This is a genomic window from Gemmatimonadaceae bacterium, from assembly GCA_020851035.1.
Taxonomy (GTDB): Bacteria; Gemmatimonadota; Gemmatimonadetes; order Gemmatimonadales; family Gemmatimonadaceae; genus JACMLX01.
Window position 1 is genome coordinate 17,074 of record JADZDM010000034.1, and the last position, 15,129, is coordinate 32,202.

General features: G+C 68.5%; 14 protein-coding genes and 2 tRNA genes. 6 read left to right on the top strand and 10 right to left on the bottom strand.

Going from position 1 to position 15,129, the window contains the following annotated elements:
- The first annotated feature begins 51 nt into the window (after positions 1–51).
- Both IT355_20820 and IT355_20825 read left to right on the top strand, forming a co-directional pair.
- Complete coding sequence (locus IT355_20820; GenBank protein MCC7055726.1) at positions 52–423, top strand: septum formation initiator family protein; 372 nt, start codon at positions 52–54, stop codon at positions 421–423.
- A gap of 57 nt (positions 424–480) precedes the next feature.
- Positions 481–554, top strand: a tRNA-Met gene (locus IT355_20825).
- A gap of 363 nt (positions 555–917) precedes the next feature.
- Here IT355_20825 and IT355_20830 read toward each other — a convergent pair.
- The gene (locus IT355_20830; GenBank protein ID MCC7055727.1) at positions 918–1,454 is read right to left on the bottom strand and encodes an FKBP-type peptidyl-prolyl cis-trans isomerase; all 537 of its coding nucleotides are present in this window, start codon (positions 1,452–1,454) and stop codon (positions 918–920) included.
- A 158-nt stretch (positions 1,455–1,612) separates the two neighbouring features.
- Between IT355_20830 and IT355_20835 the strand changes: the two genes are divergently transcribed.
- Positions 1,613–1,686, top strand: a tRNA-Met gene (locus IT355_20835).
- A 521-nt stretch (positions 1,687–2,207) separates the two neighbouring features.
- On the opposite strand, the gene IT355_20840 is transcribed toward IT355_20835, so the two are convergent.
- From IT355_20840 to IT355_20850, 3 genes are all read right to left on the bottom strand, one after another.
- Positions 2,208–2,825: a hypothetical protein gene (locus IT355_20840; GenBank protein ID MCC7055728.1), complete on the bottom strand. Its 618-nt coding sequence runs from the start codon at positions 2,823–2,825 to the stop codon at positions 2,208–2,210.
- Positions 2,826–2,917: 92 nt separating this feature from the next.
- The gene (locus IT355_20845; GenBank protein ID MCC7055729.1) at positions 2,918–3,925 is read right to left on the bottom strand and encodes a hypothetical protein; all 1,008 of its coding nucleotides are present in this window, start codon (positions 3,923–3,925) and stop codon (positions 2,918–2,920) included.
- 365 nt (positions 3,926–4,290) lie between these two features.
- Complete coding sequence (locus IT355_20850) at positions 4,291–4,941, bottom strand: TetR/AcrR family transcriptional regulator (GenBank protein MCC7055730.1); 651 nt, start codon at positions 4,939–4,941, stop codon at positions 4,291–4,293.
- Between the two features lie 222 nt (positions 4,942–5,163).
- On the opposite strand from IT355_20850, the gene IT355_20855 reads away from it, so the two are divergent.
- The 3 genes from IT355_20855 to IT355_20865 all read left to right on the top strand — a co-directional run bounded on the left by IT355_20855 (position 5,164) and on the right by IT355_20865 (position 7,876).
- A complete protein-coding gene (locus tag IT355_20855) occupies positions 5,164–5,871 on the top strand; it encodes a hypothetical protein (GenBank protein ID MCC7055731.1) in 708 nt (235 codons plus the stop codon).
- Between the two features lie 263 nt (positions 5,872–6,134).
- A complete protein-coding gene (locus IT355_20860; protein ID MCC7055732.1) occupies positions 6,135–6,860 on the top strand; it encodes a hypothetical protein in 726 nt (241 codons plus the stop codon).
- A 71-nt stretch (positions 6,861–6,931) separates the two neighbouring features.
- Positions 6,932–7,876 carry an NAD(P)-dependent alcohol dehydrogenase gene (locus IT355_20865; GenBank protein MCC7055733.1) on the top strand — a complete coding sequence of 315 codons (945 nt, stop codon included), beginning with the start codon at positions 6,932–6,934 and terminating at the stop codon, positions 7,874–7,876.
- 170 nt (positions 7,877–8,046) lie between these two features.
- On the opposite strand, the gene IT355_20870 is transcribed toward IT355_20865, so the two are convergent.
- The 6 genes from IT355_20870 to IT355_20895 form a co-directional block, all read right to left on the bottom strand.
- On the bottom strand, positions 8,047–9,978 hold the full coding sequence (locus IT355_20870; protein MCC7055734.1) for a pyrroloquinoline quinone-dependent dehydrogenase: 1,932 nt from the start codon (positions 9,976–9,978) through the stop codon (positions 8,047–8,049).
- A 110-nt stretch (positions 9,979–10,088) separates the two neighbouring features.
- On the bottom strand, positions 10,089–10,838 hold the full coding sequence (locus IT355_20875) for a response regulator transcription factor (protein ID MCC7055735.1): 750 nt from the start codon (positions 10,836–10,838) through the stop codon (positions 10,089–10,091).
- Positions 10,838–11,911: a histidine kinase gene (locus IT355_20880; protein ID MCC7055736.1), complete on the bottom strand. Its 1,074-nt coding sequence runs from the start codon at positions 11,909–11,911 to the stop codon at positions 10,838–10,840. The genes IT355_20875 and IT355_20880 overlap by 1 nt, the downstream gene beginning before the upstream one ends.
- A 393-nt stretch (positions 11,912–12,304) precedes the next feature.
- Entirely contained in the window at positions 12,305–13,672 is a 1,368-nt protein-coding gene (gene hutF / locus IT355_20885) for a formimidoylglutamate deiminase (protein ID MCC7055737.1), read from the bottom strand.
- Complete coding sequence (hutG, locus tag IT355_20890; protein MCC7055738.1) at positions 13,669–14,478, bottom strand: N-formylglutamate deformylase; 810 nt, start codon at positions 14,476–14,478, stop codon at positions 13,669–13,671. The genes hutF and hutG overlap by 4 nt, the downstream gene beginning before the upstream one ends.
- On the bottom strand, positions 14,475–15,116 hold the full coding sequence (locus IT355_20895; protein MCC7055739.1) for a HutD family protein: 642 nt from the start codon (positions 15,114–15,116) through the stop codon (positions 14,475–14,477). Before IT355_20895 ends, hutG begins: the two co-directional genes overlap by 4 nt.
- Between the last annotated feature and the right edge of the window lie 13 nt (positions 15,117–15,129).

Genomic DNA, 15,129 nt, shown 5'->3' on the forward strand with positions numbered 1-15,129 from the left:
TGTGTCGGCGCGTGTGTCGGCGGGCGCGCCGTCGCCGGGTGGGGGCGCTGAGTGGCGCGCCATCCGGTGGCGGGTGACGATCCGCCGCGCAAGCGCCGGCCGCTGGTGTTCGCGCTGAAGGCCGTGTTCTGGCTCTTCATCCTCTACTTCGCGGTGGAGGGGGGCGAGTACGGCACCAGTGACCTGTTCAGCGTGCGGCGCCGGATCGACGAGACGAAGGTGGCGATCGACTCGCTGCGTCGGGTGACGGATTCGCTGAGCCTGCAGAAGCGGGACGTGATGACCAACCCGGCGGTGCAGGAGCGGATCGCACGGGAGGAGTTCGGGATGGTGAAGGGTGACCGGGAGCTGGTGTATCACGTGCTCCGGCCCGACTCCTCGGCGGTGAGTGCGGACAGTGCGGCCCGGGTGCCGTCGCCCTGAGAAATCCGGGTCTGGGCGGTTGACTCCGGGCGGCATGTGACTATCCTTATGGTCTGCCGCGGGGTGGAGCAGCCTGGTAGCTCGTCGGGCTCATAACCCGAAGGTCGCGGGTTCAAATCCCGCCCCCGCCATAACGAAACGGTCCGTCACTCGCGTGGCGGGCCGTTTTCGTTCTTGGGAACGTGGAGTCGGGGGGGGGCGTTCGGTTGGTGCTCGGAGGGCAACAGCGTGAACGCAAGGGCGCAAAGGGGCGAAGGGCGCAAAGGGTTCGTTGTGGCCTGCGGTGGTCGGCGCGCGTGAGTGCGGAGGGCTTTGGGAAGAGCAGGGAAAACCCGGGGACACTGTATTGAGTGTCCCCGGCTCTTCGTCGGTTCAGACGCGGAAAACCCGGGGACACTCCATCGAGTGTCCCCGGGTTTCGGCGGTTCGGTCGCGGAACGTGATGCCGGTGAGTCCGTTTCCCTGCTGACGGATCTGCTGCCGGTACCGCGGTCCTACTGCCGCGGGGCGGCGTCGGTGACTTCGACCTCGAACACCAGCACCGAGTTCGGCGGAATGATGACGGTGTTGAACTCGTCGCGCACGGTGGAGAAGCGGTAGGCCGATTCCGGGCCGATGACGATGCGGCGGGTGCCGCCGACCTTCATGCCGGCGATGCCGTTGATCCAGCCCTTGATCACGCCGCGCACGAGGTCGGTGGTGTCGAGGACGGCGATGTACGGGGTGCTGGGTCGCGCGCGCGAGTCGAACTGGTAGCCCCCGCTGAGGCGGCCGCTGTAGTAGGTGGCGATGCTGTCACCGGCGACGACGGTGCGTCCGGTGCCGGCGGTGATGTCCTGGGTGTAGACCTGCGCGTTGACGCGGGTCATGGCGGCGATCGAGGTGACGCCGGTGGAGGTGGCGTAGGTGAGGGTGGCCGGGTCGGTGTACTCGGGGAGCTTGGAGTCGATGGAGCAGCCCTGGAGTGCGGCGGCGGCAAGGACGGCGAACGTCGCGGCGGGGCGACGGGAGCGGACGACGGCAGGGGGCATGGGACGGGGCGTGGGGTGTGGTGCGGGCGGGGGGCGACGGTGGCGTCGATGGTCGGGCGTCTGGCGTCGGTAAGGAGAGGAACGTATGGCGGCGTGGGGGAGGGAATAAGTGCGGTTGCCCCGGGGGGCCGGGGCGCGGTATCTTTTGCGGCTGGATTGGCAGGGTAGCTCAGCTGGTTAGAGCACGGCACTCATAATGCCGGGGTCGCGGGTTCGAGTCCCGCCCCTGCTATTGGTTCGAGGTGTTGAGGGTCAGGGTGTTACACGGTGGACGGGCGTCGGTTCGGGATTGTTCCGGTGCGCTACCACCCGCTGGTCGAGCGCAAGCAGGTCGCCGAAGACTGGCGCCCCTCGCTTGTGGACACGGGACCAGTGGTGTCGCCCCATCAGCCGAACTCAGGTGCACCCCGTTGTTCGCCGTTGGCATCACCGGTTTGACTTGCCCACTGTCTGGTGTCACCCCTCTTGGGATGACAGCAGGCTGCCCTGGTGCGGTAGCCGCGGGGACAAGTCTGTCCGTGCTCGAGCGCCGCCATGAGCGCTGAGCCGACGGCACCTCGCTGCGAGTGACTACCCCAGACGAGGTCAGATCAGCCGCGGGCCCGATCGTGACATGAGTCGAACGGACTTCCATGCGCGGAAATCGCGTGGTGCGCACCGTCACCCAGCGCTCAGTGTTCGCTGCAGGATCCGCCTGACTGCGTAACATGCGCGATCTGCCCATCGACGTATCCATCCCGCCCGGATGGCGTCCTACGACCGAAGTCGGTCCACCACCTCGCGCGGAGTCAACGACGCGAATTCGCGTGCGGTGTTCTGGAACTCACGCAGCGCCTCGGCGAGCGCAGGGGAAGGCTTGGATGCCAGGAAGTCCCGGATCACGCCGTCGATGAGCGCGAGGTGCTTCTTGGTCAGTCGCATCTTGCGCAGCCGTGCCTGCAGCGCATCCGGCGGCGTGTCGAGCGACGTCAGCATCTGCCGAAGGAATGGGTGCAGGGTACCCCACAGAAGAATGCATGAGCCCAGCAGCTTCGGGTCACTCACCACGATGACGTACAGTTCCTCGGCGTGGCGATAGTAGTGTTCAACGAATCGGCGGCCAGTCCTGGATGTGTACAGCAGGTCGTCGCGAAACTGGTACGTGAGGTCGTACGACGCGCCGAGTTGCATGAGGTTTTCAGCGAGGGCCCTCGCCAGAATCGTCCGGACCGCACAGAACCCACCACCACCACCACCACCGCCATCGACAGGCGGCGTGTTCGGAGTCCAGGTCCCGTCGGCAACATTCTCGCAGAAGTCCTGCGTGACGTTCTTGAGCTGGTCAGGGTTGGTGACGGTCTGTGTCTTGCACTGCCCGAGCCGATCGCCCATGTGAGTTCCCTCGGAAGATGTCGCTCCTCGTGGTGCAGGCGCGGATGCGACGTGTGCAGCCCATCGCGACGGGTCGCTCGACGGACCGTCGGCTACTTTGCACCAGTGATCGTGCGCCTGAAGCCCTGCCCGATCTTGATCAGGGTCTGCGCGAGCTCGTCGTAGCGCTGCCGGTCTCTCTCGGGGATCAGCTGCCCCGCGCGCAAGGGGTCGCGGGGGTCGAATGTCGGCCGTCGCAACCAGGCGCGCCGCGTCTCTTCGAGAAGTCGGCACACGGCATCCCGGAACGCGGCCTCCTGCGCAGTCAGGACACGAACGTTCAATGTGCTCGCCGCCTGCAGGCCGTTCGCGTCCGTCACGAGCAGCCCGATCGTCACCGGGGCCGCAAGTGCAGGCAGCTGGACGTCCAACGTTGCCGCCGTCACTGCAAGCGTCGTTGCCCCCTGCACGCTCCACTGGTACGCGAGCGGGAACCCACTGGCGCCCGTCACGAGCGCTGCAAACTGAGCCTTGGCACCTTCAGTCATGGACGAGTGGCAGTGGTTCTGTTTCGCGCGGACGGTCGCCCGCAGCACACTGTAGACACCGCCCGTGGCGTGGAACACGAAGTTCTTCACCCGAACGAAATCGTTCACGCCGATGCCGAACACGTTGCCATGCACGAACAGATCGAAACCGTTCCCGTCGCCGATGGTGGCGAGCTCTGTTCGGTATTGCCTGACCAGCCCATCGCAGCCCTTGCGCGATTCCGGGGGGCTCACCTCGGACACTCGGGTGGTGAACGCACCACGGAAGCGATCCACCGTCGCGTCGAACTCTGCGATGTATGCGTCGATCACCTGATCTGCTGTCCACCGCACCGTGCTCGCGTCGACCCATTGCCCAACGAAGGTGACGTTGACGTCCAGGTCAAAGCCGACAAGCTGGGTGATCAGCCCGACGTTGATTCGTATGCGCAGGTCGTTCGGCGACTTTGCCGCACAGAAGCCGTTGATCTCGAGGGAGCTGGCCTGAACCCTGCCGAGATCGTCGCTGTAGTCGAGCGCCAGTCGCGTGACGAGCAGCGTGTCGGTGGGCGCAAAGAGCGACTGGATCGTCATGGAATGGCCGTTGTGATGGTGCCATCGCCGTGGCACACCGCCAGGGGCAGACGCGCCACCATCAGGGCTGCGTGGCATTTTGTCAATAGAACGCGCCAGCGGGCACTCGGCAGGGCTCGCTTCAGGCGCGATGCAGTGATTGCAGCGTATCTGAATGTCGTCGCATGCCGTGAGACGGATGCCCGTCGCGACGATCCTGATGTCGTGCCGCCGTCAGTCGTGGCATCCCACCGTTCTCCTGCGCGGGACTGAAGCGCCCTCGACCGATGGAGGCACTGGCGCGTGCGGCAGACGCCCTCCTGCGCGTCCTCACATCGGGAGCGCACGACGGACGCGGGGGCGTGCGCGCGATGTGTTGGGTACCCCTACCGCGCCCGCAATCGATCCAGGCCATCGAGGATCAACTCCAGCCCGAACGCGAAGTCGTGCGTCCCGTCGTGCAACCCGTCGGCCACGAGCTTCGACATCTCGTGCATGTACGGGTACTTGTCGGCGGGAAGCATCGGCAGGTAGTTCGCCGCCGCCGAGGCGTACTCCGCGGGATCGACCGGGAAGTTCTGCAGCTGCAGCGTGAAGCCGTAGATGTGGCTGTCCATCGCGTTCCACGCGCGATCCGTCTCGGCCCACGACAGCCCGGCCTGGCGCAGGGTGCCGAGCGTGGCGTCGATGTAGCGGAGCATGTTGGGGCCCACGCTGATCCGCGACACCACCAGCATCGGCGCCCAGGGGTGCGCCAGCATCACCGCGTGCGCGGAGGTCGCGCGCGCGCGCATCGCCGTCTTCCAGTCGCCGCCGGGGGTGGGCAACGTGATCTCACCGATGATCAGGTCCACCATCCCGTCGAGCACATCGTCCTTGTTGGCGACGTGCGTGTAGAGCGACATCGCCTCGACCTTGAGCGTGGTCGCCAGCCGCCGCATCGACAGCGCGTCGAGGCCCTGCTTGTCGGCCAGGCGGACGGCCGCACGCAGGATGCGCTCCCGGGTGAGGGGCGACCGTCGACGGGGTGTGGGCATGCGGGGGAGATAACCCCGGCGGACCCGACAGGCAACCGCCGCCACCCTTGCCCCGGGAAACCGTACGCTGTACGTTGGAGCGTACACTGTAAGGGCAGCGGGGCCGCGATCGTGATGCGCCCCTCGTCGCTGCCCTCGCCCTGACCACCGCGCCCGCCCCGCCGTTCATCCCACGATCATCGCGACCGGCGCAGGACAGGGCGTACATGCAGGACAGGACCGGTGAAGGCGCGCTCCTTCACGCCGCCGAACGTGCTCACGCAACCTGCCCGGCTCGCCCGGCAGCGTCACAGGACTACACCAGACATGCACACGAGACACCTCTGCGTCGCCATGCTGTTGATCACCGCAACCGCCCAGCCGGCACAGGCGCAATACTCCGAACGGGACAGTACCTACCGGAAGTTCTATCTCGGCAGCACCCTGTTCATGCTGGCGAATGCAGTGCCCGACGACAATCCGCCGAAGTTGATCTACCTGAACGCCGGATACCGCGTGACGCGAAGGGATGTCGTGTCCCTCGAGTTCAAGACCTGGCGATACGGCTGGCCGATCGGCATTCCGTGGGGGAAGTCCTTCGAAGCCCCAGGCGAGGGATTCCCAGGCCACATCACCGATCGCGGCGTGTCAGTGAACTACCAGCGATTCGTGTGGAAGCGTGCATTCATCCGGGCCGATGTGATGCCGTCCTTCCAGACCTTCGCCGATGAAGACGGACACAAGATCGACGACGGGTTCCAGGTCTTCAACACGTACTCGGTCGGGTATCACATCAAGCTGTTCAAGGACCGGATGTTCCTGCAGCCGTCGATCGGCATCACGCACCGTCCCTACCAGTCCACGATGCCTCCGGCGTTCAAGCTGGTCGATGACCGATGGTCACGTTTCTTCTACGGAGAGCCGGGCCTGCATTTCGGGTTCAACTTCTAGTGGATCGAAAATGGCGTCGGGACAACATGAAGGGCGTCGTGGCGCCCGGCTGCCAGCGCGGAAACCGCAGCCGTACCAGCGGTATTGCGAGGATTTCCAACGTCGGCCGGTGGGATGTCACGGCGACTGACTGAAGCCCGAACTTCGTTTCCAGTCCACGAGCAGCAGGTCATCCGTCGACGGCGCACCACGCCCGACAACACCCCACGCTGTACGGTGTGCATGCACCGTCCGTCCAGAAACCTTCCTATCCCCGTGTCGTGATGCGCCACCTGATCGCAGCCCTCCTCCTCGCCACCCCGCTCGCCGCCCAGCAGGCGACCCCCGTCGCCTCCGGCATCGCGGGTGTCCCCCGCTGGAGTTTCGGCGTCGCCGCCGAGCTGGGCCGCCCTACCGGCGACTTCCAGCAGGACGTCAGCTATGCCGCTGGCGCGCAGGCACACCTCCGCGTCCGCCTCGACAAGGACGGCCTCGTCGCGCTCCGTGTGCAGGCCGGCTGGCTCAACTACGGAAACGAGAGCAAGCGCACCTGCCTCGCCAGGACCCCCGGCTGCCGCGTCGAGGTGCGCGTGAACACCGTCAACGGCATCCTCTTCGTCGGCGTCGGCCCGGAGATTGCCTACCAGCTCGGCAAGCTGCGCGCCTACGGGCACGGCCTGGTGGGGACGAGTCGCTTCGCCACTGTCTCGACCATCGGCGGCGGGATCCTGCCCGACCTCATCGCAGGCGACGAGAACTTCGGCAACAGTGGCTTCGCCTGGAGCACTGGAGCCGGCCTGGAGCTCCCCATCAGCCGCCACGTTGCACTGGACTTCGGCGTCGCCTATCAGGGACATGGCGAGCGCGAATACCTGCTCGAGGGCGGCATCACCGACAACGCCGACGGGTCGCTCGTGTTCGCCCCCAGGCGCTCCACGGCCAACCTCCTTGCCTTCCGACTCGGCATGACCGCTTCACTCGGATGGCGCACGAGCAAGTCGAAGAGGTGACCCTGCCGCTTCACATGCGCGCCGCAGTCTGCCGGCGGTATGGGCCGCCAGAGGTGGTGTCGATCGGGGATGTGCCCACTCCCGTCCCCGGCCCGAACGACCTGCTCATCCGCGTGCGCGCCACCACCGTCACGTCAGCCGACTGGCGGTTGCGCAGCCTCAGCATTCCCTACCGCTTCGGCCTCATGAGCCGGATCGCCTTTGGCCTCTCGGCACCGCGGCAGCCGATCCTTGGCAGCGAACTCGCCGGTGACGTGGTCGCGGTCGGCGCTCGGGTGCGCACCTTCGCGGTGGGCGACGCGGTGGTCGCGTCCGCCGGAACCCGGCTTGGCGCGCACGCCGAGTTCTGCTGCGTCGCCGCCGACGGGGTGGTGGTTCCGAAGCCGCGGCACCTGGCGTACGAGTCGGCCGCGGCGCTCGCCTTCGGTGGCACCACCGCGCTCGACTTCTTCCGCCGCGCGGAACTGCGCAGCGGTCAGCGGATCGTGATCAACGGCGCGTCGGGAACCGTCGGCTCGACGATGCTGCAGCTGGCGGTGGCCGCTGGCGCCGAGGTCACTGCAGTCTGCAGCGGCGCCAACGCCGCACTCGTGAGGGACCTCGGGGCCACGCATGTGGTGGACTACACCGCCACCGACTTCGCCGCCGAGGGGGTTCGCTACGACCTGATCGCGGACACCGTCGGCAACGCTCCGTACGCGCGGGTGCGCCAGGCGCTCATGCCGCGCGGGAAGCACCTCGCGGTCCTCGCCACGCTCCCGGAGATGCTCCGCGCGCCGTGGGTTCGGCTCACCAGCAGCCACTGCGTCGTCGCTGGTCCAGTGACCGAACGAAGGGAAGACCTCCACACCATCGTCACGATGGCGGCTGCAGGCCGCTTCACGCCACTGATCGACCGCTGCCTGCCGCTCACCGAGATCGTCGCAGCACACGCGCGGGTGGAGAGCGGGCGGAAGCGGGGCAGCGTGGTGGTGACGGTGAATGACGAGGTACGACCGGCGAACAGCGCACCGTAGCGCGTCGCGCCGGCCCCCAGGGAACGGCGCGCCCGGCTTGTGCATCCCGAGGCCGTCTGCCGGGTGACCGCTGGTGCGAATCGGGGCAGAGCAGACATCGAGCCTGTCTCGATGGCTCCGCGTCTGTCGCCTGCCTCACGTGCCTTCCGCCCGTGACCGCACCGCCGGTGTCAGGGCAGGCTGAACGCCACGAGCGCGTCGCCGGAGCCGAAACGGCCACCATCGCCGCCGGCTGCGATCACGACGTACTGCCTGCCGTTCGCGCCGACGTACGTCATCGGTGTCGCCTTGCCGCCGGCCGGCAGCACCGCACTCCAGAGCTCTCGCCCCGTCGCGACGTCGATCGCGCGGAACTTCTGGTCGAGTGTCGCGCCGATGAAGGCGAGCCCGCCCGCCGTCACGATCGCACCGCCGAGATTCGGCGAACCGAGTGCCGGTCCCTCCCGGTGCCCTGCCGCCGGGTTGCCAATGGGCGTCTCCCAGAGAATGCGCCTGGCAGCGATGTCCACGGCGACCAGCTTGCCGAAGGGTGGCGGCGTGCATGGCACACCATCGGGACCGAACAGCAGTCCTCGCACCTGATGGAACGGCGTATTACGCAACCGATTGACCTGCTGGCCACGTGCGGTGGCATCGCGCCGCAGCGCCGCGATGTCGGTGCCTTCGGTCGGAACGAGGCGAATGAGCGCCGCAACCGTGTTCACGGGCACGATCGCGACACGATGCGTCGCGTCCCATGCCACGCCACCCCAGTGCGCCCCGCCGATGTTCGATGGGAAGGCGAGCGTCCCCTGCAGGCTCGGCGGCGTGAAGATGCCCTCGTTGCGGAGACTCGCCACCTGTGCACGACAGAACTCCCGCGTCGCGGGGCTCACGCCGAACGCGGTGCCTGCGACGAACCGATGTGGGCTGAGCGGTGGGATGGTGCTGAAGGGCTGTGTCGGCCACGCTTCCTCCCCCGCAACGTCGCTCGCAGGCACCGCGCGCTCCTCCACCGGCACGAGTGGCACTCCCGTCTCGCGATCGAGCACGAAGAGCATACCGGTCTTCGTCGCCTGCAGGACGGCCGGACGCAGGCGACCGTCGACCATGACATCGACGAGTGCGGGCGGCGCTGCGTTGTCGTAGTCCCAGAGATCGTGGTGCACGGTCTGGAAGTGCCACACCACGGCACCAGTTGCCGCGCGCAGGGCGACCACGCTGTTGGCGTAGTCGTTCCTGCCGAGGCGCTTGCCACCGTAGTAGTCCGGGCTGGGCGCGGACGTCGGAACGAAGACGAGACCACGAGCCGTATCCGCGACGATGACGCTCCAGGCGTTGGCCGCGCCGGTTCGGTGCGCATCGTCACCACGCCAGGTCGCGTACGCCGGATCCTTCGGGTCCTGTGGAACGGGATCCCAGCTCCAGACCTTCGCGCCGGTCCGCGCATCGTACGCACGGACCTCGCCACTTGCTGCATCGGTGCGGTTGTTGTCGGCAATGGCCGACCCCACGATGATCAGCCCGCCAATGATCGCCGGCGGCGAGGTCACCTCGTATTCCGCGAACTCGAACGGCCTGTTGCGCAGCCCTTCACGCAGGGAGATGACGCCGTCGGTGCCGAAGTCGCGGCAGGGGGTTCCGTCACGCGCGTCGAGTGCGAGCAGGCGCCCGTCGATGGTCGGTGCGATGATGCGGCTCCGGCACGCCGCCGTTGCGTCCGCGTTCCCGTCCCGAAAGAACGACACCCCGCGCGAGGTGAAGTCGCCGAAGCCGTGGCGCGGGCTGACCCGGGCGTCATGGCGCCAGCGTTGCGTCCCGGTGACCGGGTCGAGCGCGAAGACCTTGCCAAGCGGAGTGCTCAGGTAGAGCGTGCCATCGACGAGGATCGGCGTCGCCTCGAACGAACGCGAACCCGGCTCGCGCTCTCCGGTGTTGAACGTCCAGGCGCGCTGCAGGGTCGCGACGTTGCCCCTGTCGATCTGCGCGATCGACGAGTAGCGGCTGCCACCTGGATCGCCACCGTACGCCGGCCATTCGGTGGCCGGGAGTTGCTGCCCGACGGCGATGGAGCTGCTGGTGGCGCACAGTGCCAGCAGGCTCGCGAAGGAAGGATTGCGCATGCGGTCTCTCGGCTCGGGTGGATGGCGAAGGATCCGCCGTCTGCGCCTGGCGAGCGAGTGATGCGGGACAGCAGGGACGCACTGCGGGACAACCGGCTCCTTCCGCGCGGCTACGGCGACTCGACCGCGGCTCGGTAGCGGCGGCTCCAGCTGAGTGTCGTGCCATCGTGCAGCACGACGCGGTAGTCGCCGTGCGACCAGGGCTGAATCTCACGCACCGCATCGAGTCGCACGATGTCGCTCTTGTTGATGCGCAGGAAGAGCTTCGGGTCGAGCCTCGCCGCGAGCGAGCTCAGTGTGCGGCGCACCCGGTAAGTCCTTCCGCCCGAGCGGATGTCGCAGTAGTTCCGCTCGGCGCGGATATGGTCGATGCGCTCGACTGGCAGCAGGCAGGCGCGGGTGTCGTCGTGGACCAGGAGCCTCAGGAGGAAGTGACCTCCCGACTCGACGATGGCCGCCACCGCGCGCATGCCGCGCCGACGGGCTGTCGCGCTGCCGGCGAGCAGGTGCCGTGCCCGCTCCAGTGCCGCGCGAAGGCGCTCCGGCTGCACCGGTTTCAGCAGGTAGTCCACGGCACGCGCCTCGAAGGCCGCCAGCGCATGTTCGTCGTGGGCCGTGCAGAAGATGGTGAGGGGCATCGCGTCGCCCATCGTGTCAACCACCCCGAATCCGTCCAGGCGCGGCATGCGAATGTCGAGCAGGACGACATCGGGCCCCAGGTCGCCGATTTGCTCGACCGCCTGCTCGCCGTCCTCGGCTTCGCCCACGACCGTGACATCCATGTCGGGGGGCATCTCATCCACGAGCCGGCGCAGTCGTGCGCGCGCCGGCGCCTCGTCATCGACCAGGAGGACGCGCATCACCTGGTGCGGACCGGGAGCGTGATCACCACCTCGAACCCACCACCGTCGGCGTTGTGCGCGAGGAGGGTTGCGCCTGCGCCAAAGAGCAACTCGACGCGCCGCGCCGTGGTCGAGAGCCCGCTGCCGGCTGTGAGCAGGTCACGGTCATCGTCGACGCCCGGGCCGTCGTCGTGTACCCGCAGCACGAGCCGCCCGTCGCCATGCCTCGCCGTGACGGCGATCCGCGCTTGCCCGTTGCGCTCGAGGCCACCATGCCGGACGGCGTTCTCCACCAATGGCTGCAGAAGCAGCGGCGGCAGCATCTCATCGCCGGATGTGCCCTCCACATCCACCTGCAGGTCGAGACGCGCACCGAACCGCGCCCGCATCAGGTCGGCGTAGGCGCTGAGCAGTGCCAGCTCGTCGCGCAGCGGCACGAGCATCACATCGGTGGCGCGAAGTGAGACACGCAGCAGCTCCGACAGTCGCCCGATGAGACGGTCTGCACCGCGCGGGTCCTCGTGGAGCTGCGCCGCGATGGTGTTCAGCGCATTGAAGAGAAAGTGCGGCTGCAACTGCAGTCGGAGACTCCGGAGCTGGCTTTCCGCCAGGGCGCGCTGGAGACTGACGTGCGCGATGGCCTGCTGCCGTTGCTCGACGATCTCTTCTGCACGCCAGAGCGCGCCCAGGATCATCGCGAACCCGACCAGGGCCGATGGCGCCTCCATCAGGTAGCGGAGCGGCATCCGCCCGTAGTCGTACGCGCCGAGACCGACGTGCGGGAACACGGCGGTGCGTGACGCCCACATGAAACTCGTGTTGGCCGCGCTGATCGCGAGGCCGAGCAGCAGGTACGCGGGGAGACGTTCCCAGAACGCCGCACCGCGGAGTGGCGCGCGCAGCCACTCCCGGAAGGCCACGCCGCTCAGCAGGAAGAAGCCGAGTGCTCCGGTCACTTCCTCGATGAATCGCGTTGGAAAGGTCCCAGATGACTGCCGCACCAGATCGTCGAGCCAGACGTAGCTGAAACGCAGGACGAGGACGCTGAGATGGGCGATCGCCGACACCCGCCAGAAGCGGGACCAGCTCAACCGGGAAGCGGCTGACGGGGGCTGGCGGTCCGGCACCACGGGTATGGGGAGCGAAGCGGTAGTCACGAGCGCAATCTTGTGCCGCAGCCGTCGCGCGCCAGCCCTTCGTGGGACATCAGGGACCGATGGCGGGATGAGCGGACCGACGGCGTTGCCTGAGGCGTGCTCTTTGCGGCCGTGTGCGGCGACGCGGGCGCGCGCGGCGCGAGGATCGGGATCCGGCGGGCGATAACGCGTGGCGCAGCGGCTCCGTGAAACGCCCGATCCACCAGTGCATCGTGCGCAGCATGTTTACGATTTCGGGCGAGCCCCCGCTCGTGGCCGGTCGCAGCGGATCGGGTTGTTCAAGATCCCCGTCCCCTTGAACTCAAGATCCCCGTCCCCATGAACGCCTCACCCCCACCACGCCCCCATCGCCCCCACGTACCGCTCCCGCACCCCCACCCCCGCCACCCGCCACCGCCCACCCGCCAGCACCCGCCCCACCGGCCGCACCGGCGACGCGAACACCACCGCGTCCAGCAGGCGCGACACCGGGATCCCGCACAACGCGTCATCGGCCACGTCGAGCTCGACGAGATCCGCCCGCGCCCCCACCGCGAACCCCCACCGCGCACGCCCCGCCGCCGCCGCTCCACCCGTCAGCATCCTACCGAACAACCGCGCCGCCGTGCTCGGCGCCACGCCGGGCGCCGCCCCCACGTTCCGCTGCCGCAACCCGAGCCGCTGCCCGTACTCCAGCAGCCGCAGCTCCTCCGCCCAGCTCCGCACCACGTTGCTGTCACTGCCAAGCGACAGCGGCGTGCCGCTCTCGAGCCAGCGCGTCAGGTCGCACAGGCCGTCACCGAGGTTCGCCTCGGTGCCGGGACAGAGCACCACGCCGGCACCCGTCGCGGCGACGCCGCTGATCTCCGCGGGTGTGGCATGCGTGGCATGCACCAGCTGCCAGCGCGCATCGAGCGCGCACGAGGCCAGCAGCCACTCGATGGGACGCCGGCCGGTCACCGCCAGGCACTCCTCCACCTCCGCCACCTGCTCGGCAACGTGCAGGTGGATCGGCGCTGCATCCCCCGCGCACGCGTGCGACAGGGCCGCGATCGACGGCGGCGTCGCCGCACGCAACGAGTGCATCGCAACGCCCGCGTCCACGTCCGGCAGCCGCCAGCCGCGGATCGTGTCACGCAGGTGCAGCACGCGCTCCACGTCGGTGGCGAAGCGGCGCTGGTCGTCGCGCAGCGTGGGCTGTGTGAACCCGGCGCGCTCGTACAACACGGGCAGGATGGTGAGCCCCATCCCGGTGGCCTGCGCCGCCGCCGCCAGCGCCTCGCTCATCGCGGCGTCACTGCCGCCGGTGGCGGACCAGGGACGCCCGTCCGGCGCATGGTGCAGGTAGTGGAACTCGACGGTGTGCGTGTACCCGCCCGCCAGCAGCTCGCCGAACAGGTGCGTGGCAACCGCCTGGAGCTGCGCGGGCGAGATACGCAACGCCACGTCGTACATGCGGTCGCGCCAGCTCCAGAAGTCGTCACGCGCCGTGTCACGACGCTCCGACAGCCCCGCGAACGCACGCTGGAACGCATGACTGTGCGCATTCACCATCCCCGGCAGCACCGGGCCCGCGATCACCTCGGCGCCGGCAGGGCAGGGCGTGCCGGTCTCCACCTGCGCCCAGCATCCCGCGGCGTTGGTGCTGAACGTCACATCCTCGGCCCAGCCGCCTCCCATCCATGCCCGCGCCGCCCAGAAGACGCCGCCGCTCATGGACGCCACGCGAGCATCGTGTCGACCACGTTGCGCAGCAGCGGCGTCACGCCGGTGGCCAGCGTGGAGTTCCACGTGTACGGCTGCGTCTCGTGCATGTAGGAGCGCAACGCCATCTCGAGCTGCACGGCGTGCACCCCGTCGTCCGGCCGGCCGTAGTGCCGGGTGATGTGCCCGCCCTTGAAGCGGCCATCCAGCACGTGCGAGAACGCCGCCTGCGACGCGAACACGTGGCCGAGCGCCTCGCGCAGTGACGGCGCACAACTGGCGCCGTCCGCCGTGCCGACGCTCATGTTGGGCAGCCGACCCTCGAACAGCCACGGCACCTCGCTGAGGATGCTGTGGGCATCGAAGAGCACGGCATGCCCGTGCACGCCGCGGATGTGATCGAGTTCCACCTGCAGCGCGCCGTGGTACGGCGCCCAGTACGCCGCGATCCGGCGCGCCACCTCGGCCGCGTCCGGGGCACAGCCCTCGCGGTACAGCGCGTCACCGGTGAAGTGCCGGGTCGGGCAGAGTTCCGTGTTGTTGCGCCCGGGATACATGGGCGCGTTGTCGCTGGAGCGATTGAGGTCGATGAGGTAGCGACTGTAGCGCGGGACGATCAGCGTCGCGCCCCGCTCCCGCGCGAAGTCGTACAGCCGGTCGAGGAACCAGTCGGTGTCCTCCACGCCCAGTGCACGTTCGGTGTAGCGGTGCACCTGGTCGGCGGGAATCACGGTGCCGACGTGGGGGAAACTGAGCAGCAGGGCGGTGTTGCCCCGGTGCAGGACGTGCGTGTCGGGCACCACCGTCGCCGCGCTCACGGTGTCTCCTCCCGTGGCTGCACCTCGATCCACCAGGCCCGCGCTGCCGGGTCGCCCGCCTCCAGGCGCCAGACGACGCCGCGAGCGTTGCTGCTCCACGCCAGGGTGCCTGCGGGCAGTGCCAGGGGGGCAGCGTCGGCACTGTGCAACTCGGCCGGCTCCTGCGTGTACACCGCGCGGATGCGGGACGCGGCGCGCCGCTCCACCCCGATCACGGCACGGGTCATCGCACCCTGCGCGCGCACGCGGAGCACCATGAGGTTCAGGTCGTGCGTGTCGCCGGACGTCAGTGTGCAGTCTGGCGCGAGTGCACCGTCGAAGGCCAGCGGCTGGCTCTCCCCCGTGAGCTGCACCTGGTCGGTACCGAGTGTGAGGGCCACGCCGGCACCCTCCAGCACCGCGAACCACCGATCGACGCCCGGGAACGCGCTGAACGGGCCGTCCCGCCCGATGTGCGCGACGCTCACCCGCAGCAGCCAGCTGTCGGCCGCCGGCCAGGCGAGCAGCTCCCGGGTGGAGCCGCCACCGTTCTTCCAGGGCTGCGGCGTGACGTCCCCGAGCTGCACGGTGTGGATCAGCGGGCGAACGCGGGGATCCGGATCGTCGGGGGAGAGCATGGAATGGAGGGGAGCGCACATGGCTGAATGATGC

Excerpts from the sequence above, each read along its gene's own strand:
- IT355_20830 (MCC7055727.1), bottom strand. The coding sequence starts at position 1,454 with ATGCCCCCTGCCGTCGTCCGCTCCCGTCGCCCCGCCGCGACGTTCGCC.
- IT355_20840 (MCC7055728.1), bottom strand. The coding sequence starts at position 2,825 with ATGGGCGATCGGCTCGGGCAGTGCAAGACACAGACCGTCACCAACCCT.
- IT355_20845 (MCC7055729.1), bottom strand. The coding sequence starts at position 3,925 with ATGACGATCCAGTCGCTCTTTGCGCCCACCGACACGCTGCTCGTCACG.
- IT355_20850 (MCC7055730.1), bottom strand. The coding sequence starts at position 4,941 with ATGCCCACACCCCGTCGACGGTCGCCCCTCACCCGGGAGCGCATCCTG.
- IT355_20860 (MCC7055732.1), top strand. The coding sequence starts at position 6,135 with ATGCGCCACCTGATCGCAGCCCTCCTCCTCGCCACCCCGCTCGCCGCC.
- IT355_20870 (MCC7055734.1), bottom strand. The coding sequence starts at position 9,978 with ATGCGCAATCCTTCCTTCGCGAGCCTGCTGGCACTGTGCGCCACCAGC.
- IT355_20875 (MCC7055735.1), bottom strand. The coding sequence starts at position 10,838 with ATGCGCGTCCTCCTGGTCGATGACGAGGCGCCGGCGCGCGCACGACTG.
- hutF (MCC7055737.1), bottom strand. The coding sequence starts at position 13,672 with ATGAGCGGCGGCGTCTTCTGGGCGGCGCGGGCATGGATGGGAGGCGGC.
- IT355_20895 (MCC7055739.1), bottom strand. The coding sequence starts at position 15,116 with ATGTGCGCTCCCCTCCATTCCATGCTCTCCCCCGACGATCCGGATCCC.